Here is a 22952-nt window from a genome sequence, read left to right on the forward strand (position 1 = left end):
GCAACTTCGCCGCGCAATATTGGAATGCCTCCGCCCTTGACGGCGTCGCCTCAATCCTCATCGGCATCGTTCTTGCGGTTGCGGCGACGGTGCTTGCCCGCGAGAACAAGGCGCTCCTCATCGGCGAGCGGGCGAGTGATGAAGTCATAAACTCCATCATGGCGCTGGCAATCAGCGAGCCGAGCGTCGAAGGCGCAAACAGCGTGTTCGCCGTACATCTGGCGCCTGAGCAAATCCTCGTCGCACTCAGCCTCGAATTCTCTGATGAGTTACGAACGCCGCAAATCGAAGCGGCCATCGTTCAACTCGAACAGCGCATTCAAGCAAAACACCCGGAGGTCATCCGGGTGTTTGTCAAACCGCAAACGCGCAGAACGTTCGAGAAATCGCGAGCTCAATTCTATCGGGGAGGCGGCGAAACCGGGTCGTGATGGTTGCCGCAGCCAGGTTGCATTGGGCACCGTCCTGGAGCCATCAGCGGACGGCCACTTGCATGATCTGATCGTAGAAGCGATCTGCGTCGGCGGCTACCGTGCCGACGGAGAACTTCTGAATGCAGCGCTCTCTCCCATCGCGTGCCAACTGGTTTCTTTTGGCCTCATCGCCAACCAAGATGTCGAGCAAGCGGCCGATCTCGGCGCCATCGAAATCCTTTGGCAAGTAAAGGGCGTTGTCGCCGCTGATCTCGGCGAGGCCTCCGGTGCCGGAGGTGATGACGGCGCAGCCGCCTGCGTGCGCTTCAAGCGCCGTACGTCCGAATGGTTCTTCCCATTTCGAAGGGATGATGGCGATGGCCGCCTCCTGCAATCGCTCCCTGACAAATGCGAAGCGTTGATTGACATTGATGGTGACCCGATCCGCGACAGGCTTGATCGTGTCCTTGATCGATTGGAGATAATCGGGGAAGCGCGTCGGCTCGCTCAATATCAATCGCGCCGACCAATCGGGATTGGCGGCGAGGATCGTCGCGATACCTTCGGCGGCTTCCTTGATGCCTTTCTCCGGCGCTGCCCGCCCGACGCAGATAATTTCCTTTTTTCGCACTTCTGCGGGCTGCCATTCGGCGAAATCCAACCCGTTGTTGACGACGCCCATCGGCACTTTGATTTCTGGCCAATCGGCTTGAAAGATGCGCTGGCACGCCGCGCTCACGAAAATAATGCCGGCGAGCCGGTTGTATTCCGACACCCTCCACCGGTGCTTCAGCCGATTGAACAGGCCCGTCTTCGGAATCGGCTTCGTCATGTTATGCTTGTGGAGGATAACCGGTGTCTCGATGCGCCAGGCCACTGCCGCCGCCGTTGGCATGTGCTGTTGCACGACGATCAGGTCAGCCTTGCTGTCGACTGCCTTTTTCAAAGCGAATTTGATTTTCCGGCTCTTGTGGCGATCAACCTTCGGCGGATACGTCGTGACATCGAGCCCGGAGAACAGCGTCTCGTTCTCGCAGCAGACGATTTTGGTGTCTTTGCGATAGCGGCTGGCGGCGATCAGGTCGTAGACGCACAAGTCGATTGAAGTCGCGTTGGACGGGCCGAACCGCATATTCCGGGGCATGAAGCAAAGGATGCGCATGTCGTCTCGTATCAGAAATTTTACGCGGCTGGAGGAAGGATTGTGAAGCCGCTTCGATCGTCAAAGACTTTGCCCATCGCGCTACAGACCACGGGACGCGGTTCCGCGCGCAGCCGCCATTCTTCGCATCCGATCAATCGCTGGTGACAGCAAATCCAAGCGCCCCGCCAAATCGCCGACGCATTATGTCACCCCAAGGATAATATTCCAACCCGCCGAATTAGACCGTCGATCGTCGTAGATATTTCAAGCGCGGGCCTTCTCGGCCGCGTCGTTCTTGAACTGACGGGCGGCTTCGACGGCATGAGCGGCATACATGACCGACGGTCCGGCTCCCATGTAAATGGCCATTCCCAGAGTTTCGAAGATTTCCTCGTCGGTCGCCCCTTGAGCCACGGCCGCTTTGGCATGAAAAGCGATGCAGTCGTCGCACCGGACGGCAACGCCGATTGCAAGAGCGATGAGTTCCTTGGTTTTGACGTCGAGCGCTTTGGCTTTGAGCGCGCCCTCGGCAATGGCGCCAAACCCCTTCATCACCTCGGGAGCGCCGCCACGGAGGTCTTTCAATGATGCTCCGACACTTTTGGTGATTTCCAGCCAATCGTTGATCATGCACTTCCCTCGCTGCTTGCCAGAGTAAGCAAGCATCGACATTCTGGCTTGGAACTGATGTGTATCAATGGCGTCTTCACAATGGATTTTTGATCAAGCTTGGACCTCATGAAAATTCTTCTCGTCGTCGCCCATCCGCGTTCCAATTCACTAACGCATGCCGTAGCGGCTGCGTTTTCGGATGCCGCCCGCAGCAAGGGTCATACGGTCGAACTCGCTGATCTCATGGCGGAAGGATTCGATCCGGTCATGCGGGAGGCTGATGAACCAGATTGGGAGAATCCCGATAAGACTTATTCGCCAGAAGTTCAGCGAGAAATGGAGCGGGTCGAACGCAATGAGGCGACCGTGCTCGTATTTCCGGTCTGGTGGTGGTCGATGCCTGCGCTGCTGAAGGGCTGGATCGACCGCGTGTGGAACAACGGTTGGGCGTACGGGAAAAAGACCTACCCGCACAAACGCGTTTGGATGTTGGCGGTCGCGGGCTCTATCGAGGAAAGCTACGCAAAGCGGGGCTATGACACCGCCATGCAGACACAGCTAAACACTGGAATTCTCGATTACTGCGGCGTCGCGGAGCCGCGCTTGAATATTCTCTTCGGCTCGGTCGAGGGTGACGATGGACCGGACCATATCCTGGCTCAGGCACGAAACTTGGGCTCGGACTTTTGACGCTTCGAAGCCGTCTCGCCGGGGAAGCTGAAGCGCGACTTCCTCGAGCGGCAGCGTAAAAACGCATTCAATACCGCTCATCATTTTGTGAGAATCCGTGTGATGTCGGCGGTCTTCCCAAGGCGGTTCCCATCCATATTTCAATGGCATGCAATTCCGAAGTTCGTCTGCGATGGCGCGCGGACGGGGTAAGCGACGCTTCGGATTGCCGATGTCAGCCACACGATCTATGGAGATTTGGATATGCCTCTTCACAAAGCCAGCGTTCGCATCGCAGCTGCAGCGCTTGCCCTCTTCAGCCTACCGATTGCCGCCTACGCACTCGTCGACAAGCCGGAAGGAGCAACATCCGCCACGACTCCCGCCTCGGTGATCATTTTTAGCCAGAAGCCCAAGGGTGACCTGATAACCGTGACGTACGCGTACATGCCGGCTCCGGGCAATCTCGTGATCCACGGCTCGGGCAGCAACGGGAAGCCCGACAAAGCCGTTCTCGGCAGCGTAAAGCTTGAAGCAGGCGATCATCGGGATGTCGGCGTCACCTTGAAGAAGATGCCTCAAGCCGGAACCTCGCTCTGGGCATCGCTGACCAACACGCAGGACCAGCCGTTCTGGCAGACCTCATTGCCGCTCGAAAACGAATTCACGATCAAATAGGAGAAGCGCGCTGGTGGATCGGGCATGCAAACCGATCCATCACGCCTTTGCCAGCGGAGCTTCGCTAACGCTTGACCCTTCGGCCGAAAGACTGGAACGATTGACGATCCAAAGTCCAATCGAGATCAACGCGAAGCTTCCGAGCACCATGAACATCGCCGGATAGCCGATCAGCTGCGCGATCCAGCCGCCGATACCGGGACTCAGAGCGGCGCCGATGCCTTGCGCGGCCATCACCGCGCCCTGCCCGACATTGATGCGGCCCGTGCCGTCAAGCGTTCGCGCGACAAATCCGGGCACTGCCACGCTCTGCAATCCCGCGCCGACGCCATCGAGAATTTGCACGGGATATACGCCCCAAGGCACGACCAACTGCGATGCCAGAAGTCCGCGCACGGGAAGAGCGATGAAGGAGATCAGCAGTACCAGCCAATAGCTATCGGACTCGGCCATGCGCATGGCGATGATCGACGCGATGATCATACTCGCCTGCGCAACAATGATCGTTATTGCAACGAAGGATGGTCCGTCGGCGTGCGAATGCGACACGACGGCCATGCCGTAAAGCGGAAGCATCGCGCCGTTGCCGAGATGAAATGCCAGAAGCGCCGCCGCAAGAACGAGAAGAGGCTTGCATTCAAAAAGCACGCTGAAGCCGCTGGCGCGCGTGTCGGTCTCTCCACTTTTCATTCCCCGCGCGGCCGCATGATCGATTGACGACGCGGGAATGAGCAGGATCATCGCGATCGACAGAGCGCCGAACACACCGGCCGCGAGGAAAATCGCGCCGAAACCATACTTCCAGCCGAGATAGCCGGATAGCGCGGCGCCGACGACGTTGCCGGCATGGTTGAATGCCTGGTTCTTGCCGTTCTGGCGATTGAAGCCGCGCTGACCGACAATTCCGAGTGTGATCGCGTTGACCGCCGGAATGATGGCGGCACCTGCTATCGCAGTCGCGACTTGCGAAGCGGCCACAACCCAGAAACTTTGGGAGAGAAGGATGATCGCCGACGCCGCGATGGTGGCGATGCCGGCCGCAACGACCCACGCCCGTTTCGAATGCGTGGCATCGATCATGGCGCCGGCCGGAATTACGACGAGCATGCCGGCCACGCCGCCGATCGTCATGACCGTACCGACGAGTCCACTTTGCCAACCATGATCAAGGAGGAAGACGCCAAGAAACGGCCCGATGCCCGCTTGGAAATCAGCCATGAAGAAGTTGAGCGCCAGGAGAGGCCAAACAGTGGTGAGCACGCGCTGAGCGGCGCCGGTGCCGTTGGTCGTCGCCAGTTTCTGCACGTCAGGTTTCTCCGATTTCCCCAAACCCGGTCTAAGACGGCTCCCGCTCAGTAAAGTTCCGGACGGTGCATGCGACTTTGGGACGACGCAGTTGCGAGCTTTACAAATTTTCATTTCCGTGAAAACTTCTACTCTCGCTTCATCTGCGAAAGGGCGCTTCTGTGACTGCATTCATCCCCGCTTCCGCCTGGGTGGAGGGACCGAGCACCGCGCTTGCGACCACGCCGCTATCCGCGGGAGAGACCTGCGATCTTGCAATCGTCGGCGGCGGCATTCTTGGGCTCCGAGCCGCTCTCGATGCAGCCCGACGTGGGCTCGCCGTCCGCGTCGTCGACGCTGCACTCGTCGGCGACAAGGCGTCTGGCCTGAACGGTGGGCAGGTGATCGCAGGCTTTAAATACGATCCCGATTGGCTCATCGGACACTTCGGCGAGAAGAGAGGTGAAGCACTCATCCAGTTCGGGTCGACAATGCCGGATGCAGTTTACGATCTTATTGATCGCGAACTACTGAAGGTGCCGCACGAACGGAACGGATGGATTCAGGCGGCACACTCAGAGGTGGCCATGCATGCTGTCGAGCAGCGGGCGAAGCAATGGATCGCCCGCGGGGTGCCGGCCAAACTTCTGAATGCGGAGGAGATCGCGCGGCTCACCGGCGCGCGCGGCTATCTCGGCGGCTGGCTCGATCCGCGCGGCGGTGCCATCCAGCCCCTGGCCTATACGAGAGAGTTGGCTCGCGTAGCCTTGGAAGCCGGCGCGCGCATCGCGGAAAACACGCGAATAGCGAGGATCGCGAAGGAAAATGCTGATTGGACGCTACATACGGTTGATGGAAGAGCCTTACGTGCCAAGTTCGTGCTTGTCGCTACGAATGCTTATGCCGACGGCCTCGTTCCCGGTCTCGCCCGAACGCTGCTACCGCTTCACTCGTTCCAGATCGCGACTGTGCCGCTTCCCTCGTCCGCGCTCGCGAGCATTTTGCCGGAAGGCCAAGTCGTCTCGGATTCTCGCCGGATCGTGACCTATTACCGGCGCGGTCCTGGCGGGCGATTGCTTCTTGGTGGACGTGGCTCGACCGCAGAGCCAACCAGTGCGCGCGGGTGGGCGCATCTGGAGCATGCGTTGAAGCGACTTTTCCCGGTCTTAAAGGACGTCGCGATCGAAAAGCGATGGTATGGAAAAGTGGCGCTTACGCTCGACCATCTCCCTCACGTTTACGAACCTGAGCCTGGGCTGGTGATCGCCGCCGGTTGCCAAGGCCGCGGCGTCGGACTGATGTCGGCGCTTGCTCCGAGTCTTGTCGATTACTTCGTATCGCGCGACCCGGAGAGCATTCCCTTTCCAATCACGCCGATCCGTCCGATCCCCTTCCACGCCTTTCGCAATGTCGGAATTAGCGCGGCGATCGCCTGGTACACCCTTGCAGACATGCTGGAGCACTGAACCGTTGACATTTTCGCAAATGTGAAAAATGATCTGGATAATTCAGGATTGCGAGCCTATGAGCGTTTCCGCCGAGTCCGAGTTCACGCGCCGCGCAGCCTCCGCTCGCCATCAAACGCTGTTCCAGGTCGGCATGACAGCGCCGGGCGCGCTGGCGACGTTGATCCTGGTGCTGTTCGCCCTTGGCATCGTGTTGTTTCTGAGCTTCAGAACCAACGACGGCTCGCTTCTTGGCGGCGGATTTTCGTTCGCGAACTTCGCGGGTGCGCTCTCCGACCCGCTTTACGCCACGGTTATCCTGCGCTCGCTCGCGATTGCCGGTTTGGTCACGCTCGCGACCGTGGTCACAGCATATCCAGTCGCCTATTATCTTGCCTTTCACGCCGGCAAGCATCGCGGGCTTCTGCTGTTCGTGGTGACGCTGCCGTTCTGGACGAGCTATCTGCTTCGGGTCTTCGCGTGGAAAGTCGTGCTCGCCTATAATGGGGTGCTGAATTCCGCGTTGCTGACGACCGGCATTACCTCAGAGCCGATCCTCGCGTTTCTCAATACGCCTGCCGCTGTCGTCGTGACGCTCGCTCATGCCTATGCCGCTTTCGCGATCCTGCCGATCTACGTCGCGCTCGAGAACGTGCCGAGGTCCTTGATAGAGGCGGCGGAGGATCTCGGGGCACGTCCGTTCTCGATCTTCCGCAGGATCATCCTTCCAATCTCGATGCCAGGGGTCTTAGGCGCAGCGCTCGTGGTGTTCGTGCCCACGGTCGGTGACTATGTCACGCCGGCGCTGGTCGGCGGTCCCAACAGCACGATGATCGGCTCAATGATCCAGGCGCAGTTCGGAAAAGCCAACGACTGGCCGTTCGGAGCCGCATTGTCCGTGATCGTGATGCTGGTCATCTTGGGTGTCGTTCTCGGCGCCCGCGTTGCGGACAAACATTTCGGGAGCCGCACGTGAGCGTGTCTCCTTCAACAGGCAAGAGTTGGCTGCGCACGTATATCGTCGCCTATATCGTCTTCCTCTATTTGCCGATCGCAGTAATCCCGATCTTCTCTTTCAATAACTCGATCCAAGCGGCTTTTCCGCTGAGCGGTTTCACGACGGCCTGGTACCAAAGCCTGCTCGATAACGAAAATCTTCATCGCGCCTTGGAGACCAGCCTGATCGTCGGCTTTTCCGCGGCCTTCCTGGCAACGGCGATCGGCGTAACCGTTGGCTATATGGAAGTGGCCGCAGGAGACCGCATCTCGCGAACGATCTCGGCGCTGGCCAGACTTCCGATTTTGATCCCGGGCGTGATCGTTGGTATCGCGCTCCTCATTCTGGTCAATCTCGCGGGCCTTGGCCCATCGCGCATCGCCATCGTGCTCGGTCATACGCTCGTGGCTTTGCCCACGGCTGTCGTCATCATGCGTAGCCGGTTTCTTGCGCTTCCGAAGAGCTTCAGCGAGGTGGCTATGGACCTTGGCGCGAACGAATGGACCACGTTCCGGCGCATCATCCTGCCGCTCGCCGCTCCCGCGATCGCCTCGTCTTTCATGCTGTCGTTCCTGACGTCGTTCGACGAATTCATCGTCGCATTTTTCTTGTCAGGGACCGAGCCAACGCTGCCGCTCTTCGTCTGGGGGCAGCTGCGCTTTCCGAAAGCGTTGCCGAGCGTGATGGCGCTCGGTTCCGTCATTCTGCTGGTTTCGATCGTCATCGCGACGGCCGCCGAGTTGATACGAAGACGCGGCGCGCCGGATGACGATCTTGCTGTCACTGCGAAGGGAAGTCTGCCGATTTCGTGAATGCCATGGAGGAGTATCAAGTCATGCTGCGACAAACCACACGAAGCCTAGTCAGCGGGGCCATCGGCCTTGCGTCGCTCGCCATCACGCTCGCGGTGCCTGCGGCAGCCGCCGACAAGCTCACGTATTTCACTTGGTCGGGTTATGAGCTGCCTGCATTCAACAAGAGCTTCCTTGCAGCACATCCCGATAGCGTCGACATCTCGGTCTTCAGCGATGACGATGAAGCATTCACGAAGGTGAAGGCCGGCTTCCATCCGGATCTCGCCCACCCCTGCTACGACAAGATTGCGCGCTGGAACAAGGAAGGGTTGCTGCAGCCGATCGATACGAAGCGCATAAAGAACTTCGACACGATCTTTCCGGTGTTCAAGGACCTTCCGGATATTCAGGCGGGCGACGGCAAGGTGTGGATGGTGCCGTGGGATTGGGGAAATACCTCCATTCTCTATCGCAGTGACCTTGTGAAAGATCCGGCGCCATCTTGGAACCTGCTTTGGGACAAGCAGTACGCTGGGCGCATCGCCACGATCGATGCGGTCCATGACACGCCGGTCGTCGCCGCGATCATGGCAGGCGTCAATCCGTTCGACATGTCGGCCGCGGACGTCGACAAGGTTGCTGCGAAACTGCGCGAGCAGCGGCCGTTGCTGCGTGCCTACACGACCGACATGACCTCGGTCGAGCAATCGCTGGCCAGCGGAGAACTCGTTGCCGCGATGACGTGGAATGCCTCTGCGACGACGCTGAAGAAGCAGGGCGTCAAGGTGGAATTCATGAAGCCGAAGGAAGGCATGCTGACATGGGCATGCGGATTCGTGATGCTGAAAGACGCCAAGAACGTCGATCTCGCTTATGACTTCATCAACAGCCGCCTTGAAGGCGATTCCGGCAAGGAACTCATCACCCAGTATGGGTACGGCAGTGCCTCCAGCGCGGCATTCGCTCTCGTTTCAAAGGACGAACTGACCCGATTGCAGCTGCCGTCTGACCCGAACGTCGTGCTGAAGAGCACGGTTTTCACCGGACCGATGAAGCAGAACGACGATCTTGCGAAGATGTTCGAGAAGGTAAAGGCGGGCGGCTGATCAGGGCGCTCGCGTAGCTTTCATACCGGGATCAAACAGAATGGCGAAAAACGCGGTGCGGACAAAACGCAAAGAAGCAAGGGAGGACGTTTCCGACCACGCTCCTTCGGAAGCCGACGTCCGGCTCGGCCGTCGTATCCGCGCGCTTCGCCTGGAGCTGAAGCTCGGCATAACGGAAGTCGCTCAGCGCGCCGGCATATCGGTTGGCGCGCTGAGCCAGATCGAGCGAGGTATCTCCTCGCTCCGGGTTCGCATTCTCTGGCCGCTGGCAGCGGCGCTCGGCGTCGAACCTCATAGCCTCCTGGCCGACAGTCATGAGGATAGCGACCTCTACGTGGTGCGATCCTCGGCGCGGAAAGAGATTCCTGTCCGGTCTGAGGGGATGCGCAAGGAGCTTCTTTCCCCTCCAGGTTCCGTGCTGACTGGCCTGCTGGTCGAAGTCGAACCGGGCGGCGGCACAGACGCATCCTATAGCCACGCCGGGCACGAATTCGGACTCGTCAAAAAAGGGCAAGTCGAGTTGACCATCGATAGCGTCGTCTACCTGCTAAAGGCAGGCGACAGCTTCGCCTTCAAGAGCACTTTGAAGCACGCGTTCCGCAACAGCGGCAAGGAGCGGTGCGAGATCGTCTGGATCAACACCACGAAGTCGACAGAGACCGGCAATGGCGAATGACGCGCTTTTGCGCCTCGAAGGTGTTTCCAAGATTTTCGACACTGGCACGATCGGTCTCGACAACGTCACGCTCGACATCGCCAATGGCGAATTCGTCAGCCTTCTCGGACCGTCAGGGTGCGGGAAGACGACGAGCTTGCGCGTGATGGCCGGCTTCGAGGCACCCACGAGCGGACGCGTGCTGCTCGATGGCAACGACATCACGGCGTTGCGTCCCTACGACCGACCGCTCAATACGGTGTTTCAGGATTACGCACTCTTTCCACACATGAACGTGGCGGAGAACGTCGGGTTCGGATTGTCGCTCCGCAAGCTTTCGAGTGCGGAAACGGAGAAGAAGGTCAAGGAAGCTTTGGAACTCGTCGGCCTTAGCGACAAAATCCGGGCTCGCGTGTCGATGCTTTCGGGCGGTCAACGCCAGCGCGTGGCGCTCGCCCGCGCTCTCGTCTGCTCGCCGCGCGTGCTGCTGTTGGACGAGCCGCTCTCGGCGCTCGATGCCAACCTGCGCGAACAGATGCAGATCGAGCTGAAGCGGCTGCAATCGCGCTTGGGCACGACCTTCGTGATGGTCACGCACGATCAAGGTGAGGCGCTCTCCATTTCCGATCGGATCGTCGTGCTCAATCGCGGCAAGATCGAGCAGATCGCCTCGCCCGCAACGCTTTATGACGCGCCGGAGACGTCGTTCGTCGCGGACTTTATCGGCTCGATGAACCTCCTCGAAGCAGAAGTCCTGGAGACGACACCATCCGCGGTCCGTGTTTCGGTCGGACCGATGGCGATCGATATCCCGCGGGATTGCGCGGCGACGGTTCCTGCTCCCCGGGCCTCGGTGCTGGTCTGCATCCGGCCGGAGGAACTCGCCGTGCAGCTTTTTCCGACCAACGAGACCGTCGCCGCGCAAATCACCTCGACCGTCTTCTATGGCCCGATGCAGCGGCTTTTTGTGGAAATCGCGGGCGGAAGAAAGCTCATGATCGACATGGGGCGCAGGCGGTCATCGGAGACTTTCGAAGCGGGGACAACCGTCCACATCAAGCCGATCCGGGGTGCGGGGCGCATTTTGAGCAGGGCCTAGAATTGGCCTCACCTACTCCCGGCCTCATTAAGCCTTGATCACTTCCGTGCCGGCGGTTCGCAACGCGGCGGCAATCTCCGCCGGCGGATCGGCATCGGTGACGACCCGCGCTATCGCGTCGAGCGGCGCTACCTTGATTAGACCTCCCCGGCCGAACTTCGACGCGTCCGCCAGTACCGTTATGGTTCGCGCCTGGGCGATCATGGCCCGGGCAATGTCCGCCTCGCGCACGTCAAAATCCAGAATGCCAACGGTTTCGACCGAACCGACGGCGAGAACGGCGTGAACGGCATGAAACTGGCTGATCTGCTCGATCGCGAGCGGACCCAGGTTTTCCGTGCCATCGGCCCGGTATTCTCCGCCAATCAAAAATGTCGAATTGGACGGCCCACGCGCTGCCAAGCCGGCAATCGCGGCCGAGTTGGTAATCACGGTGAGGCCGGTCGCAGAGGCAAGCTCCTCAGCAAACCAGAGGGTCGTCGTGCCGGTATCGACGAAAAGGGTGTCTCCCGCCTGAAAAAGCTCGATGGTGCGACGCGCAATGGCTCGCTTGGCCTCAGCATTCTGCAACAGTCGTGCCTGGAAAGACCCTTCTCCCTCCACGTCCGAGAGGCGTGGCTCCGCAAGCGTAGCGCCGCCGTGGATCTTGCGGACACGGCCCCGTTCGGCAAGTTCGGTCAAATCGCGCCGGATTGTTTCTCGGGACGTGCCAAGCAGTTCAGCAAGCGCATCGACCGTCACACGCTCCCGCTCGCGCACGACCTGTTCGATCCGCTCTCGTCGCAAATTTGGGCGCATTAACTCCTGCCCGTTCGGTCATTCTAATTGACTGCTCGGTAATTCTGTCAGAGCATGCAACAAATATCACGCCCATTCGGGCAATTTTTGCAGGCATCTGAACAATCCACAACTGGGGGTGGAGTCATGACTCACGACGAAGACACCAAAGTCCTGCACTCAATGGGCTACGCGCAGGAACTGTCGCGGCGCATGGGTGGGTTCTCGAACTTCGCGATCTCGTTCTCCATTATCTGTATTCTCGCAGGTGGCATCACCTCGTTCCCACTGGCGATGGCAACCGGCGGCGCCTTCCAGGCGACCATCGGCTGGATCGTCGGCGGCCTGTTCGCGATGCTGGTGGCCGCTTGTCTCGGTCAGATCGCCTCCGCCTACCCCACAGCAGGCGCTCTCTATCACTGGTCCTCGATCCTCGGCGGCCGCGGCTGGGGCTGGGCGACGGCCTGGATCAACCTCTTGGGGCTCATCTTCGTCGTGGCCTCGGTCGACGTTGGCGTCTGGCAGTTGTTCCGCGACTTGGTCGTTGCCGGCGTTTTCCACGTCGATGTAACGTCTTGGACCGCGCTGCCGACCGATCCGCTTCCTGCTGGGATGACCCTCGATCAGGTCAACGCCAACAACGACCACGCTTATTACGTGCAGGTCGGAGCGGTTGCCCTGATCGTTATCGTCCAGGCTCTGGTCAACCATTTCGGCATCAGGCTCACGACGCTGCTGACGGACTTCTCCGGTTACCTCATTCTCGTCGTCGCTGTCGTCCTGACGGCGATGTTCTTCATCTGGGGCGCCGGTAATTACTCACACGCGTTCACCTTCTCGAACAACACGGGTGATGCGGGCGGCGGATACGTGCCGGCGGCGCGGACGGCCATCATCGCGTTCCTCGTCGGTCTGCTCTATCCGCTTTACACGATCACCGGCTTCGACGCCTCGGCGCACACTTCGGAAGAAACCACGGATGCGCGGCGCGCCGTGCCTCGCGGCATGATCCACTCGGTCTTCTGGTCGCTGGTGTTCGGCTTCGTGATGGCTGTCTCCTTCGTTGTGGCAAGCCCAGATCTCGCGGCAACGGCGAAGGACGGCGCGGCGGCGTGGTTCAACATGTTCAACAATCTGCCCGCGCCAACACCGTTAAAGGATGTGATGGCGATCTGCATCGTGCTGGCGAACTTCATCTGCGCGCTTGCTGGCCTCACCTCGACATCCCGCATGATCTACGCGTTCGCGCGTGATGGCGGCTTGCCCGGTTCGGGCCTGTGGAAGCAGGTCAGCCCGCAATGGCGCACGCCGGTTCCGGCCATCTGGCTCGGCGCGGTGCTTTCGGTCGCGGCAACGCTCTACTCGCCCGCGTTCGCAGCGTTGGCGGCAGGTTGCGCCCTGTTCCTCTACGTCTCTTACGCGATGCCGATTGCGGCTGGCCTTTTTGCAGAAGGCAAGTCGTGGAAGGAGTTCGGGCCGTTCCGTCTTGGCGTGTTCTCAAAACCCATGGCGATCCTCGTGCTCATCGGCACCGTTATCCTGATGTACGCTGGCATCCAGCCGCCGTTCGACATCCTGATCAACTACGCGATCGGCTTGATCGTATTACTTGTCGTGCTGTGGTTCGGACTTGAATCGCGCCGCTTCAAAGGTCCTCCGATCGGTGCCGAGATCGCGCAGCGTCAGGCGGAAATCGCGGCTGCCGAGCGCGCCGTCGGCGAAACGTCCTAAGACACGAACGCGAAAGCCGTGGGCATTTGCCATGTCCACGGCTTTTTTATTTTCCGTTTCGGCGCCGATGCGAGCGCCTTAATGGCAGAGGACGAGTGATATGTCCGTTGCAGACGTCGCCATCGTTGGTGCAGGCGCCGTTGGATGCGCAATGGCAAGACGTTTTGCGCTCGAGGGTGCCCGCGTAATTTTGCTGGAACGGGGTGCCGATCTCCTTTCAGGGGCCAGCAAGGGCAATAGCGCGATCCTGCACACTGGCTTTGATGCGCCGCCTGGAAGCGTCGAGCTTCAATGCATGCAGGACGGCTACGCCGAATATCTAGAGATCCGCGACAGCTTCAACCTGCCACTGCTCGAAACAGGCGCCATGGTGGTGGCCTGGACGGAGGGCGAACGCGCCGCCTTGGACGGCATTGAAGCGCAAGCGCGGAAGAACGGCGTTTCAAATGTGCGCAGGCTTTCTGCAGGCGAAATTCGCTCACGCGAGCCTAACCTATCGACACGAGCCTTGGAGGCGGTGCTTGTGCCAGGCGAGCACGTGATCGATCCTTGGTCGCCGTTTCTCGCCTATCTGCTGCAAGCAAAGAACCATGACGCGGAGGTCTTCTTCAACACCGAGGTTCTTTCCGGCAGTTTCGATGGCTCGTCTTGGGCACTAAAGACGACGAGCGGCGAACACAGAGCGCGCACGGTTATCAATTGCGCCGGCTTGTTCGGCGATCGCCTCGATGCGCGTTTGCTGGGAGCCGCGTCTTTTCAAATCAAGCCGCGAAAAGGACAGTTCGTCGTATTCGACAAGGCGGCGTCGAAGCTTTTCAGCTCGATCATTCTTCCAGTTCCCTCTGAGCGAACAAAGGGTGTCGTGCTGACACGCACGATTTTCGGCAATGTGCTTGTCGGCCCGACCGCGGAAGAGCAGGAAGATCGCGAGCGCGCAACTGTCGACACGGAGACGCTGAAGAGCCTCGCCGCCAAAGCCGCCGAGATCGTGCCGGGGTTGGCGGGAATGGATGTCACCGCCGTATACGCGGGCCTGAGACCGGCGACAGAAGAGAAGTCCTATCGGATTGCGGTCCACGAAGATCGTAATTGGATCACGGTTGGCGGCATCCGCTCGACTGGCTTGACCGCGTCCCTTGGCATCGCCCGCCACGTCTACAAGCTCTATGCAAAATTGGGCAACGAGCATCAGGCTGTCGCCAGTCCCATCACACCGCGAGTTCCAAATCTGGCGGAACATCTCGCGCGTGATTGGCAAGCTCCTGGCTTTGGCGAGATCGTCTGCCATTGCGAAATGGTGACGCTGCGCGAAATCGAGCGGGCATTGTCGGGCGCCCTGCCAGCCGGAGACTTCGGCGGCCTGCGCCGACGTACGCGCTGTGGCATGGGCCGCTGCCAAGGATTTTATTGCAATGCGCAGCTGGCAACTTTGACCGCCGGCTGCTTCGGTTCGCCCCTAGCGGTGGGGGACGCCGCGTGATGTCGGGTCCGTTCGACGTCAGGAGCGCCGACGTGCTCATCGTAGGCGCCGGGCCAGCTGGCCTGTCAGCGGCCACGCGACTGCGACAGCTCGGCGTCGCCAAGGTCATCGTGGTCGACCGCGAACAGCAGGGCGGCGGCATTCCCCGGCATTGCGGACATCCGCCTTTTGGGATGCGCGAATTCGGGCGCGTGCTTACGGGCCCTGCCTACGCTCGCAAACTCGTCGAGCGCGCTGTCCATGCTGGAGTCGACTTGCAGCTCGGATGTTCCGTCGTGTCGATAGATTGCTCGGATGGCGATCTCGTCGTCGCGTGCGCGACCAATCGCGGGGCATTGACGGTTACCGCCAAGCGCATCGTCATTGCAACGGGCGTGCGCGAGCGGCCGCGATCAGCGCGGCTGTTAGGTGGCGATCGTCCGCTCGGAATTCTCAACACCGGGGCGCTGCAGGAGTACGTCTATCTCGAACGTCTCGCACCCTTCCGGCGGCCGCTGATCGTTGGGACGGAACTCGTTGCGCTGTCGAGCTTGCTGACCTGCCGGAAGATTGGAGCAAGGCCGGTCGCCATGATCGAAGCGGGCTCTCACTCTACCGTACGCCGCGCGTCGATGGCGCTTCCCCGTCTGCTCGGCGTGCCGGTACGGTACGAGACCGAGATCGTCGACATTGAAGGCCGGCGCCGGGTCGAAGCGGTCACCGTTCGGGCGCGCGATGGTCGCGTCGACACGATCGATTGCGATGGCGTTCTTCTCACCGGTTGCTTCCGGCCTGAAGCGGCGCTCGCACGGACCGCGGGGCTAGAAATCGATACGGGCTCCGGCGGTCCGGCGATAGACCAGTTCGCGCGAACCAGCGAACCTCGAATTTTTGCTGCCGGTAATGTGCTTCATCCAGTCGACACGGCTGGCTGGTCGTGGCGGGAGGGGCGGAAAGTTGGAGAATTCGTCGCGCAGGACCTCGCCGGTAAACTACCGGACGCGAAGCCAGCGATCAAACTGACGGCGGGGCCAGGAATTCGGTATGTCGTGCCGCAGCGCTTGGTTCCCGGCGAAGGCGGATTTGAGAATTTGCAGCTGCGGGCAGATAATGACGTGTCGAGCGGGCTTGTCGCTTACGAGGGCAACGCACTGATCCGCAAGCAGGCGCTCAGCACTGGACCTGAGCGACGGATACTTGCCCCCACATCGGCCTTTGCCGGGGCTCGCGGCGACGTCACGATCAGCATCGACGGCGAGGAGAAAACAAGCAACCGGAGCGGCTCGGAATGCGTGTAGCGGCGATCGACCAAGGCACCACGTCGACGCGCGTGCTGATCGTGGATACCGACGGCGCGGCGGAGATCGCATGCGCCATCACCCACAAGCAGTTCCATCCGCATCCGGGTTGGGTCGAACACGATCCGGAAGAGCTGCTCGGAAATATTCTCAATTGCCTCAAGGCGGCTGGCGCAATCGATGCGATCGGAATCGACAATCAAGGGGAGAGCTGCCTCGCTTGGGATGCAGAGAGCGGGGTGGCGTTGTCACCCGTCATCGTCTGGCAGGACAACCGCACCGCCGAAGCCGTCGCGCGGCTGAAAGAAAAGGGCGCGGAGGCACTAACAATATCCCGAGCTGGGCTTCCGCTCGATGCTTACTTTTCCGCGTCCAAACTCGCCTGGATCGTGGCGAATGTCCCTGCCGCTCGAGACGCGCTGAATGCAGGACGGCTGCGGCTTGGCACCACGGATGCGTTTTTTCTCTCGCGCCTGACTGGCCAGTTCGCCACCGACGTGACGACAGCGTCACGTACGTCGCTGATGAATCTCGAGACTGGCCGATGGGATGATGATCTCTGCAATCTCTTCGGCGTACCGATTGAGTGCTTGCCGGAGATCCGATCCACGGTTGCCGACTACGGCCGTATCGACGGCATACCGGTGACGGCGTCCGTCGTGGATCAGCAGGCGGCGCTCTTCGGTCATGGTTGCCGAAACCCAGGCGATGCGAAGATCACGTTTGGTACGGGCGCATTTGCGCTCGCGGTTACGGGTGCCGAGATCGCGCGAGCGCCGGATAAAGGTCTGTTGCCAACGGTCGCCTGGGCGGTTGGCGGGAAAACCACGTACGCTGTGGACGGCGGTGTTTATGACGCTGGATCGGCAGTGGAATGGGCCCGACGCATTGGCCTAGTCGCTGACCTCGAAAAAGATCTTGATTGGTTCGATCCAGAACCGGCTATCAATCGCGGTGTCGTCTTCGTGCCTGCCCTCTCGGGGCTTGCCTGCCCGCATTGGGACCGCACGGCCGCTTCGCTGTTCCTCGGCATGTCGGCCGATACGACGCAAGCCGATCTTCGCCAGGCTCTTCTCGAAGGCATTGCGCTTAGCGCTGCCGACGTCGTCACCGCGATGCACGCGCATGTACCTATCGGCGGATCTATAGCCATCGACGGGGGGCTGGCACGGAGCCGTTACTTCGCGCAGTTTCTCGCCGATATGATCGGGCGTGACGTCGTCGTAGCGGAGTTTGACGAGCGCACGGCGTTTGGAACGGCAAAACTGGCCGCCCTTGGGGCTGGGATCGAGCTTCCCGAACCGCCGACGAGAACACACACGTTCCGGCCGCGTACCGCTGACAGCACTGAAACAAGAAAGCGATTTCACGATGCCGTTTCGCGCTGCAAAGGCTGGCGCGATCTGCGTGAATAGCCTCGCGACGAAAAACCCGAGGGCGCACCGCCTGCGCGAAAAAAGCTCGAGCGCTAAGCTCTTACTCGTGGATCGCGTCGCTGTTCGGGTAGGCCTTACTGACATAGTGCGGAAAGGAAAAATCCGTTCTAATCACCGGCAAAATCGAACTTCGAAAGAGATCGTTCCGTGACTTCGATGCCAAACACTGCGTCCTCATATCCATCCGCGCGGGAACTCGGGAGCGGGAGGATCAAATCGCATCACGCCCTTGCTTATAGGCCGTACTGGTGGGACGCCGCGCCGGGCGGGTCAGATGAAAATCTCAAGACCGTTCCCAAGAACTGCGACGTTGCAATCGTCGGTTCGGGGTTCACTGGGTTTTCGGCAGCACTCACGCTGGCGCGAGCAGGGCGTAGCGTCAGCGTCTTCGAGCGTGGCCGCGCCGGCTTCGGAGCGAGCACGCGTAACGGCGGACAGGTCGGGAGCGGAAATCAGAAGTTCCGGGTCAAAACGCTCATTGATCTTCGGGGTCGCCGCAAAGCCGAGGAGATGTTGCGCGAGGGTACGCGCATGCTCGAATACATTGCAACCTTGATCGAGACGGAAAAAATCGATTGCCACTTTCGCCGGAACGGCCGGTTCAGGGCAGCCGTACGGGCTGAGCACTACGAGGCCATGGCCGCGGACATGCGCGATCTCAAGGAGGTCGCAGGCGTCGAAAGTTTCATGGTGCCGAAGGCGGAGCAGACTTCCGAGCTTGGTACCGATGCCTTTTTTGGCGGCTCGGTCCTTCCCAACGATGCGTCGCTTCATCCCGGCCTTTATCACGCCGGGCTGATGCAGCGCTTCGCTGAGGCCGGCGGACAAGTTGTGGATCACACAGGAGTGACGAACATCGAGCCAGTGGCGGGCGGCTTCCGAGTGCGCTCGAAGCGCGGCGAGACATTGGCGCGGAATGTCCTCATCGCCAGCAACGGCTACACCGACGCCCTTGTGCCGGAACTCAGGTGCCGGATCGTGCCGGTCGGATCGGCAATCATTGCTACGGGCGAAATCCCCGAAGCTCTCTATAGTCGTCTACTGCCAAAAAACCGCGTCTACGGGAATACGAACCGCGTCTTCTATTATTTTCGCGGAGCGCCCGACGCACGGCGTATCCTGTGGGGCGGGCGTGTTGGCCGACTGTCGTTGAGCAAGAACTCTCCGCAAGCCTATAGGCACCTGGCGCAAGATATGCTGCGGGTCTTTCCTGATCTTGGATCTGCGCCAATTACGCACGCTTGGGACGGCACGATCGGCTACACGTACGACGAAATCCCGCATCTCGGCAAAACTGCTGCGGGAATGCACTATGCGATCGGCTACTGCGGTACAGGCGTGTCGCGCGCTACGTATTTCGGCAACAAGATTGCCCTACAAATGCTGGAACGCGCCGAGGGTCGCACCTCGTTCGATGATCTCGCGTTCCCGGCCTTTCCAGCGCATGCCATCGCGCAAAGGGCGGTGCCCTTCGTGGAAGCCTGGTACCGCCTTCGCGACACGGCCAATATGTAGCGGTGTACGCCGCGCTTTGCGGCTGGGGGGCGCGCACCTACATAAGCGGCAGTCCGGAGGACATGATGGCCGCAATCTCGATACTCGATCTCGTTCGCGTGACACAGAGCACGGATGCGCGCGGCGCACTCGACAACGCACGTGATCTCGCAGCCCACGCCGAACGATGGGGCTACCGCCGCTTCTGGGTGGCAGAGCATCACAATATGCCGGGCATCGCCAGCGCCGCGACGTCCATCGTGATTGCTCACATCGCAGCAGGATCAAAGACGATACGCGTCGGCGCGGGCGGCATCATGCTTCCCAATCACGCGCCCATCATCATAGCCGAACAGTTCGGTACATTGGCGCGACTGTTTCCGGGCCGCATCGATCTCGGGCTCGGACGGGCGCCGGGCACGGATCCCGCAACCGTTCAAGCGCTGCGGCGGCAGCCATCTGCTTCGGAAAGTTTTCCGCAGGACGTTCTCGAACTGCAGGCTTATTTCGCTGCCGCGTCTCCCGGTCAGCGGGTACAGGCGGTTCCCGCAGCGGGGACGGACGTGCCGCTGTGGATTCTGGGCTCAAGCCTGTTCGGCGCGTACCTCGCCGCCGAGCTGGGGCTTCCCTATGCGTTTGCTTCGCACTTCGCGCCGGAGCAATTGCTTCCGGCACTCGACGTCTATCGCAGTCGCTTCAAGCCCTCAGAGCAGCTTGGTAAGCCGCACGCCATGGTCGGCGTGAATATCATCGCGGCCGAAACGGATCGTGAAGCCAGATTTTTGGCGACCACGCAGCAGATGTCGTTTGCGAATATTTTGCGCGGGGCGCGGCAGCTCAGCCAGCCGCCGATCGATGATATCGAGACCTATTGGTCGCCACGCGAAAAGGCGCAGGCCATGCAGATGCTCTCCCGCTCGATCATCGGATCACCCGCGACAGTCAAGGCCGGCCTTGAGGCCCTGATTGACGAAACAGCGGCGGATGAAGTTATGATCGTGTCGGATATCTACGATCACGCCCTGAGGCTGCGTTCGTTCGAGATCATCGCCGATACGCAGCAAGCAGCTGCCGCGCAGCAACTTTGTATGGAGACTTGAGCTTGGCGGCTGATGACAGCGCGGAGTTTCCCGATAGCACAAAGCTTACGCGGACAAAGCGCCAGTGGGCGCGAGAAGGCCGCTTTCTCACGGGGCGCGTTGCCCGCCCCGACTCGGAGCGGTTGCCGCCGGGCCAGCACCTCGTTCGCGACTGGCCGGTACTGGACCTGGGCGAACAACCCGAGATCGCGCTCGATAAATGGGAGCTCGTCGTTGATGGCGCGGTCGAGCATCCGGTCAGGCTCGATTGGGCGCAATTCCATGACCAGCCGCAAAGCCAAAAGACGTCAGACATCCACTGCGTCACGACCTGGTCGCGCTACGACAACCGTTGGGGCGGGGTCGCAACGCAGGATATACTCGATCGCGTGATGCCCAAGGCTGATGCACACTTCGTCATTCTGCACAGCTACGATCGCTATACGACCAACATCACGCTGGAAGATTTTGCGTCTGAGGATGCGATCGTCGCGCATAGTTGGGAGGGGCAGCCGCTGTCCCGCGAGCACGGCGGCCCTGTGCGCCTCATCGTGCCCCACCTCTATCTCTGGAAAAGCGCGAAGTGGCTGAAGCGGATCGAATTTGCGTCACGCGACGCGCCCGGCTTCTGGGAAGTGAACGGATATCACAATCGCGCTGACCCTTGGAAAGAGCAGCGCTATTCCGACGATTGATTGGTTAAGGCGACCCGTTGAGTCGAAGGGCGGCGCACAAAATGGCCGAGATGGTGATCTCTGCCATCGTTTAGGCGTTCCGGCGGCGATAGTGTCCAATATCTAGGGAGCACTCAAAAGGGGGGTTGCTTGTTTCCCCAACGCCATTGGCACCAAATCGCGCGCGCCACCGTACCGGTGATCGCCGCGCTTCTCTCCTGCATCGCGCCGGCGCAGTCCGAAGCCAAGGACGATTTCGCGGCCTGCGATGGCGAGGCTGGCCTTGCGGTCATGGCCTCGCCGATGTCGCCCTGGAAGGGCGCTCCGTTGCGTGTGATGTTCACCGCCGAAACCGCGATCAAGGGCGAACTGACGCTCACCGCGCCGGATGGGAAGATCGCCGTAACATCGAGCGAGCGGCATGGCGGACCTCCTTATTTCTGGTTTGCCGAGGTCGCATCGCCTGCGGCCGGAACGTGGTTGGCGACGCTTACGCGCGAGGGCGCCTCAAGTTGCGCGACGGTAAAGCGTGAGTTCGTCGTCGCGAAAACAGCCGGTGCGCCGCCGCGCCCAGTCGCCAAGAGCGTGTGGCCGATCCGTGCGAAATGGGATCGCGAAACCGAGAACCTCTATTCCGCTTGGATAGAAAAGCTGTTCGATGACCCAATCGAGGAGCAACCGTCGTGGCCGGCATTGCACGAAGTTCTGCGTGATAAATCCCGCAACATCCTCTTCAACCATATGGGCCTTGCCGAGGATGAGAAGAAGCTCATCATGCAGCCCGATTGCGCGGATCTTCCTTATTTCCTTCGCGCATACTTCGCATTCAAGGTCGGGCTGCCATTCGGGTATTCCAAGTGCACACGCGGTGGCGGCGGGAAGGCGCCGCGGTGTCCACAGTGGTTCAACATTCAGAAAGAGGATGTGCCACAAGCGACAGGCGCGCAGAAGCCGGTGCAGAGCGCGAGCAATTCGCTTTTTGGTGTTTTCGATACCGCATCGGGCGATGAGCCGTCGCGCCCCGCCCGTCCACCGGGACTCGTTCCCGGCTTCGGTTATTACGTGCGAACTGTCGTTGCCAATGCCGTACACTCGGGCTCCGGCCGCACGGCTGCCGACGACAACAACACCGACTACTATCCCGTCGCTCTGAAAGCCGAAACGCTGCGGCCCGGTACCATATATGCCGACCCCTATGGTCACGTTCTGGTTCTCGTAAAGCGCGTCGCCCAGACGAGTGAATCGGCGGGCGTGTTCCTTGCCGTCGACGGCCAGCCCGACGGCACGGTGGCCCGCAAACGCTTCTGGCGCGGGAACTTCCTGTTCGCGCAGAATCCTTCACTCGGCGGCCCAGGCTTCAAGCGCTTTCGCCCCATCGTCGCGGACAATTCCGGCACGCTCCGGCGATTGACGAACTCCGAGATCTCCAAGGACGCCGACTACGGAGATTTCTCGCTCGAGCAATCGAAGCTCGGCGTCGAGGACTTCTATGATCGCATGGACGATGTGATGTCGCCAGAACCGCTCGACCCTGAGCGGGCGATGAAGGAAACGATCACCGCGCTCGAAGAGCAGGTGAAAACCCGCGTGACGTCGGTGGAGAACGGGAGAAAGTATCAGGTCGGCGGCGGAGCAACCGTCGCCATCCCGAACGGTCCTTCGATCTTCGAGACGACTGGAGCGTGGGAGGATTTCGCAACGCCATCGCGGGACCTTCGCCTGCTTATCGCGATCGATGTGGTGCGCGGTTTTCCCGAGCGCGTGGCGCGTCGCGCCGATCGCTATGCGATGCCGAAGGACAAAACGGCCGAGGACGTGAGATCCGAGCTCAACCGTACGCTCGCAAATGAGATCGTCGCGCGGAAATTTTCCTACACGCGCACCGATGGCTCACAATGGACATTGACGCTGAAGGACGTCATCGAAAGATCGAAGGATCTGGAGATGGCTTACAACGTCAACGATTGCGCGGAGGTCCGTTGGGGCGCCGCGGCAAAAAGCGATGAGGCGGCAACGTGCAAGCAGCGCGCCTCTGCCGAACAGCGCGCCAAGATGGAAGACTATCGGCAATGGTTCCACGAACGCAGACGCCCTCTGCGGGAGTGATC

20 protein-coding genes and 1 pseudogene are annotated in these 22952 nt (G+C 60.6%); 17 read left to right on the forward strand and 4 right to left on the reverse strand.

Translation table 11 applies throughout. From position 1 onward, the window contains the following. Positions 1–431, forward strand: a pseudogene (locus EKK30_RS01385) (cation transporter); the annotation flags it as partial. Positions 432–474: 43 nt separating this feature from the next. Here the strand turns inward: EKK30_RS01385 and EKK30_RS01390 are convergent. Beyond that, entirely contained in the window at positions 475–1575 is a 1101-nt protein-coding gene (locus tag EKK30_RS01390; protein ID WP_290979140.1) for a glycosyltransferase family 4 protein, read from the reverse strand. A 246-nt stretch (positions 1576–1821) separates the two neighbouring features. After that, on the reverse strand, positions 1822–2187 hold the full coding sequence (locus EKK30_RS01395; protein WP_290979143.1) for a carboxymuconolactone decarboxylase family protein: 366 nt from the start codon (positions 2185–2187) through the stop codon (positions 1822–1824). 108 nt (positions 2188–2295) lie between these two features. Between EKK30_RS01395 and EKK30_RS01400 the strand changes: the two genes are divergently transcribed. Both EKK30_RS01400 and EKK30_RS01405 read left to right on the forward strand, forming a co-directional pair. After that, positions 2296–2859, forward strand: coding sequence for an NAD(P)H oxidoreductase (locus EKK30_RS01400; protein WP_290979146.1), 564 nt, complete (start codon positions 2296–2298; stop codon positions 2857–2859). A gap of 243 nt (positions 2860–3102) precedes the next feature. Then, positions 3103–3516 carry a hypothetical protein gene (locus EKK30_RS01405; protein ID WP_290979149.1) on the forward strand — a complete coding sequence of 138 codons (414 nt, stop codon included), beginning with the start codon at positions 3103–3105 and terminating at the stop codon, positions 3514–3516. A 39-nt stretch (positions 3517–3555) separates the two neighbouring features. Here EKK30_RS01405 and EKK30_RS01410 read toward each other — a convergent pair whose 3' ends face one another. Beyond that, complete coding sequence (locus EKK30_RS01410; protein WP_290979152.1) at positions 3556–4821, reverse strand: MFS transporter; 1266 nt, start codon at positions 4819–4821, stop codon at positions 3556–3558. A 161-nt stretch (positions 4822–4982) separates the two neighbouring features. On the opposite strand from EKK30_RS01410, the gene EKK30_RS01415 reads away from it, so the two are divergent. The 6 genes from EKK30_RS01415 to EKK30_RS01440 are packed head-to-tail and all read left to right on the forward strand — an operon-like array spanning position 4983 to position 10896. Then, positions 4983–6266 carry an FAD-dependent oxidoreductase gene (locus tag EKK30_RS01415; protein WP_290979154.1) on the forward strand — a complete coding sequence of 428 codons (1284 nt, stop codon included), beginning with the start codon at positions 4983–4985 and terminating at the stop codon, positions 6264–6266. Between the two features lie 58 nt (positions 6267–6324). After that, positions 6325–7221: an ABC transporter permease gene (locus tag EKK30_RS01420; protein ID WP_290979157.1), complete on the forward strand. Its 897-nt coding sequence runs from the start codon at positions 6325–6327 to the stop codon at positions 7219–7221. Continuing rightward, positions 7218–8054: an ABC transporter permease gene (locus EKK30_RS01425; protein ID WP_290979160.1), complete on the forward strand. Its 837-nt coding sequence runs from the start codon at positions 7218–7220 to the stop codon at positions 8052–8054. Before EKK30_RS01420 ends, EKK30_RS01425 begins: the two co-directional genes overlap by 4 nt. A gap of 23 nt (positions 8055–8077) precedes the next feature. After that, on the forward strand, positions 8078–9142 hold the full coding sequence (locus EKK30_RS01430; RefSeq protein WP_290979162.1) for an ABC transporter substrate-binding protein: 1065 nt from the start codon (positions 8078–8080) through the stop codon (positions 9140–9142). A gap of 40 nt (positions 9143–9182) precedes the next feature. Continuing rightward, complete coding sequence (locus EKK30_RS01435; protein ID WP_290979165.1) at positions 9183–9818, forward strand: cupin domain-containing protein; 636 nt, start codon at positions 9183–9185, stop codon at positions 9816–9818. After that, entirely contained in the window at positions 9808–10896 is a 1089-nt protein-coding gene (locus EKK30_RS01440) for an ABC transporter ATP-binding protein (RefSeq protein ID WP_290979168.1), read from the forward strand. The genes EKK30_RS01435 and EKK30_RS01440 overlap by 11 nt, the downstream gene beginning before the upstream one ends. Before the next feature lie 27 nt (positions 10897–10923). Here EKK30_RS01440 and EKK30_RS01445 read toward each other — a convergent pair whose 3' ends face one another. Further along, positions 10924–11694, reverse strand: a complete 771-nt coding sequence (locus EKK30_RS01445; protein WP_290979172.1) for a DeoR/GlpR family DNA-binding transcription regulator — start codon at positions 11692–11694, stop codon at positions 10924–10926. A gap of 126 nt (positions 11695–11820) precedes the next feature. On the opposite strand from EKK30_RS01445, the gene EKK30_RS01450 reads away from it, so the two are divergent. The 8 genes from EKK30_RS01450 to EKK30_RS01485 all read left to right on the forward strand — a co-directional run bounded on the left by EKK30_RS01450 (position 11821) and on the right by EKK30_RS01485 (position 22950). Beyond that, positions 11821–13404: an amino acid permease gene (locus EKK30_RS01450; RefSeq protein WP_290979175.1), complete on the forward strand. Its 1584-nt coding sequence runs from the start codon at positions 11821–11823 to the stop codon at positions 13402–13404. A gap of 100 nt (positions 13405–13504) precedes the next feature. Further along, complete coding sequence (locus EKK30_RS01455) at positions 13505–14884, forward strand: NAD(P)/FAD-dependent oxidoreductase (RefSeq protein ID WP_290979178.1); 1380 nt, start codon at positions 13505–13507, stop codon at positions 14882–14884. After that, on the forward strand, positions 14884–16161 hold the full coding sequence (locus tag EKK30_RS01460; protein WP_290979181.1) for an NAD(P)/FAD-dependent oxidoreductase: 1278 nt from the start codon (positions 14884–14886) through the stop codon (positions 16159–16161). The genes EKK30_RS01455 and EKK30_RS01460 overlap by 1 nt, the downstream gene beginning before the upstream one ends. Continuing rightward, positions 16152–17576 carry an FGGY family carbohydrate kinase gene (locus EKK30_RS01465; protein WP_290979184.1) on the forward strand — a complete coding sequence of 475 codons (1425 nt, stop codon included), beginning with the start codon at positions 16152–16154 and terminating at the stop codon, positions 17574–17576. The genes EKK30_RS01460 and EKK30_RS01465 overlap by 10 nt, the downstream gene beginning before the upstream one ends. A 177-nt stretch (positions 17577–17753) precedes the next feature. Continuing rightward, positions 17754–19112, forward strand: a complete 1359-nt coding sequence (locus tag EKK30_RS01470; protein WP_290979331.1) for an FAD-binding oxidoreductase — start codon at positions 17754–17756, stop codon at positions 19110–19112. Between the two features lie 65 nt (positions 19113–19177). Then, positions 19178–20191: an LLM class flavin-dependent oxidoreductase gene (locus EKK30_RS01475; protein ID WP_290979335.1), complete on the forward strand. Its 1014-nt coding sequence runs from the start codon at positions 19178–19180 to the stop codon at positions 20189–20191. A 2-nt stretch (positions 20192–20193) separates the two neighbouring features. Then, positions 20194–20865, forward strand: coding sequence for a sulfite oxidase-like oxidoreductase (locus EKK30_RS01480; RefSeq protein WP_290979187.1), 672 nt, complete (start codon positions 20194–20196; stop codon positions 20863–20865). Between the two features lie 129 nt (positions 20866–20994). After that, positions 20995–22950: a hypothetical protein gene (locus EKK30_RS01485; protein ID WP_290979189.1), complete on the forward strand. Its 1956-nt coding sequence runs from the start codon at positions 20995–20997 to the stop codon at positions 22948–22950. The last annotated feature ends 2 nt before the right edge of the window (positions 22951–22952 follow it).

Source organism: Hyphomicrobium sp. (assembly GCF_003987855.1).
GTDB lineage: Bacteria > Pseudomonadota > Alphaproteobacteria > Rhizobiales > Hyphomicrobiaceae > Hyphomicrobium_B.

What these genes read in the sequence shown, in the direction of transcription:
- EKK30_RS01390 (WP_290979140.1), bottom strand. Translation starts at nt 1,575, where the DNA reads ATGCGCATCCTTTGCTTCATGCCCCGGAATATGCGGTTCGGCCCGTCC.
- EKK30_RS01395 (WP_290979143.1), bottom strand. Translation starts at nt 2,187, where the DNA reads ATGATCAACGATTGGCTGGAAATCACCAAAAGTGTCGGAGCATCATTG.
- EKK30_RS01400 (WP_290979146.1), top strand. Translation starts at nt 2,296, where the DNA reads ATGAAAATTCTTCTCGTCGTCGCCCATCCGCGTTCCAATTCACTAACG.
- EKK30_RS01405 (WP_290979149.1), top strand. Translation starts at nt 3,103, where the DNA reads ATGCCTCTTCACAAAGCCAGCGTTCGCATCGCAGCTGCAGCGCTTGCC.
- EKK30_RS01420 (WP_290979157.1), top strand. Translation starts at nt 6,325, where the DNA reads ATGAGCGTTTCCGCCGAGTCCGAGTTCACGCGCCGCGCAGCCTCCGCT.
- EKK30_RS01430 (WP_290979162.1), top strand. Translation starts at nt 8,078, where the DNA reads ATGCTGCGACAAACCACACGAAGCCTAGTCAGCGGGGCCATCGGCCTT.
- EKK30_RS01435 (WP_290979165.1), top strand. Translation starts at nt 9,183, where the DNA reads ATGGCGAAAAACGCGGTGCGGACAAAACGCAAAGAAGCAAGGGAGGAC.
- EKK30_RS01440 (WP_290979168.1), top strand. Translation starts at nt 9,808, where the DNA reads ATGGCGAATGACGCGCTTTTGCGCCTCGAAGGTGTTTCCAAGATTTTC.
- EKK30_RS01445 (WP_290979172.1), bottom strand. Translation starts at nt 11,694, where the DNA reads ATGCGCCCAAATTTGCGACGAGAGCGGATCGAACAGGTCGTGCGCGAG.
- EKK30_RS01450 (WP_290979175.1), top strand. Translation starts at nt 11,821, where the DNA reads ATGACTCACGACGAAGACACCAAAGTCCTGCACTCAATGGGCTACGCG.
- EKK30_RS01455 (WP_290979178.1), top strand. Translation starts at nt 13,505, where the DNA reads ATGTCCGTTGCAGACGTCGCCATCGTTGGTGCAGGCGCCGTTGGATGC.
- EKK30_RS01460 (WP_290979181.1), top strand. Translation starts at nt 14,884, where the DNA reads ATGTCGGGTCCGTTCGACGTCAGGAGCGCCGACGTGCTCATCGTAGGC.
- EKK30_RS01465 (WP_290979184.1), top strand. Translation starts at nt 16,152, where the DNA reads ATGCGTGTAGCGGCGATCGACCAAGGCACCACGTCGACGCGCGTGCTG.
- EKK30_RS01470 (WP_290979331.1), top strand. Translation starts at nt 17,754, where the DNA reads ATGCCAAACACTGCGTCCTCATATCCATCCGCGCGGGAACTCGGGAGC.
- EKK30_RS01475 (WP_290979335.1), top strand. Translation starts at nt 19,178, where the DNA reads ATGGCCGCAATCTCGATACTCGATCTCGTTCGCGTGACACAGAGCACG.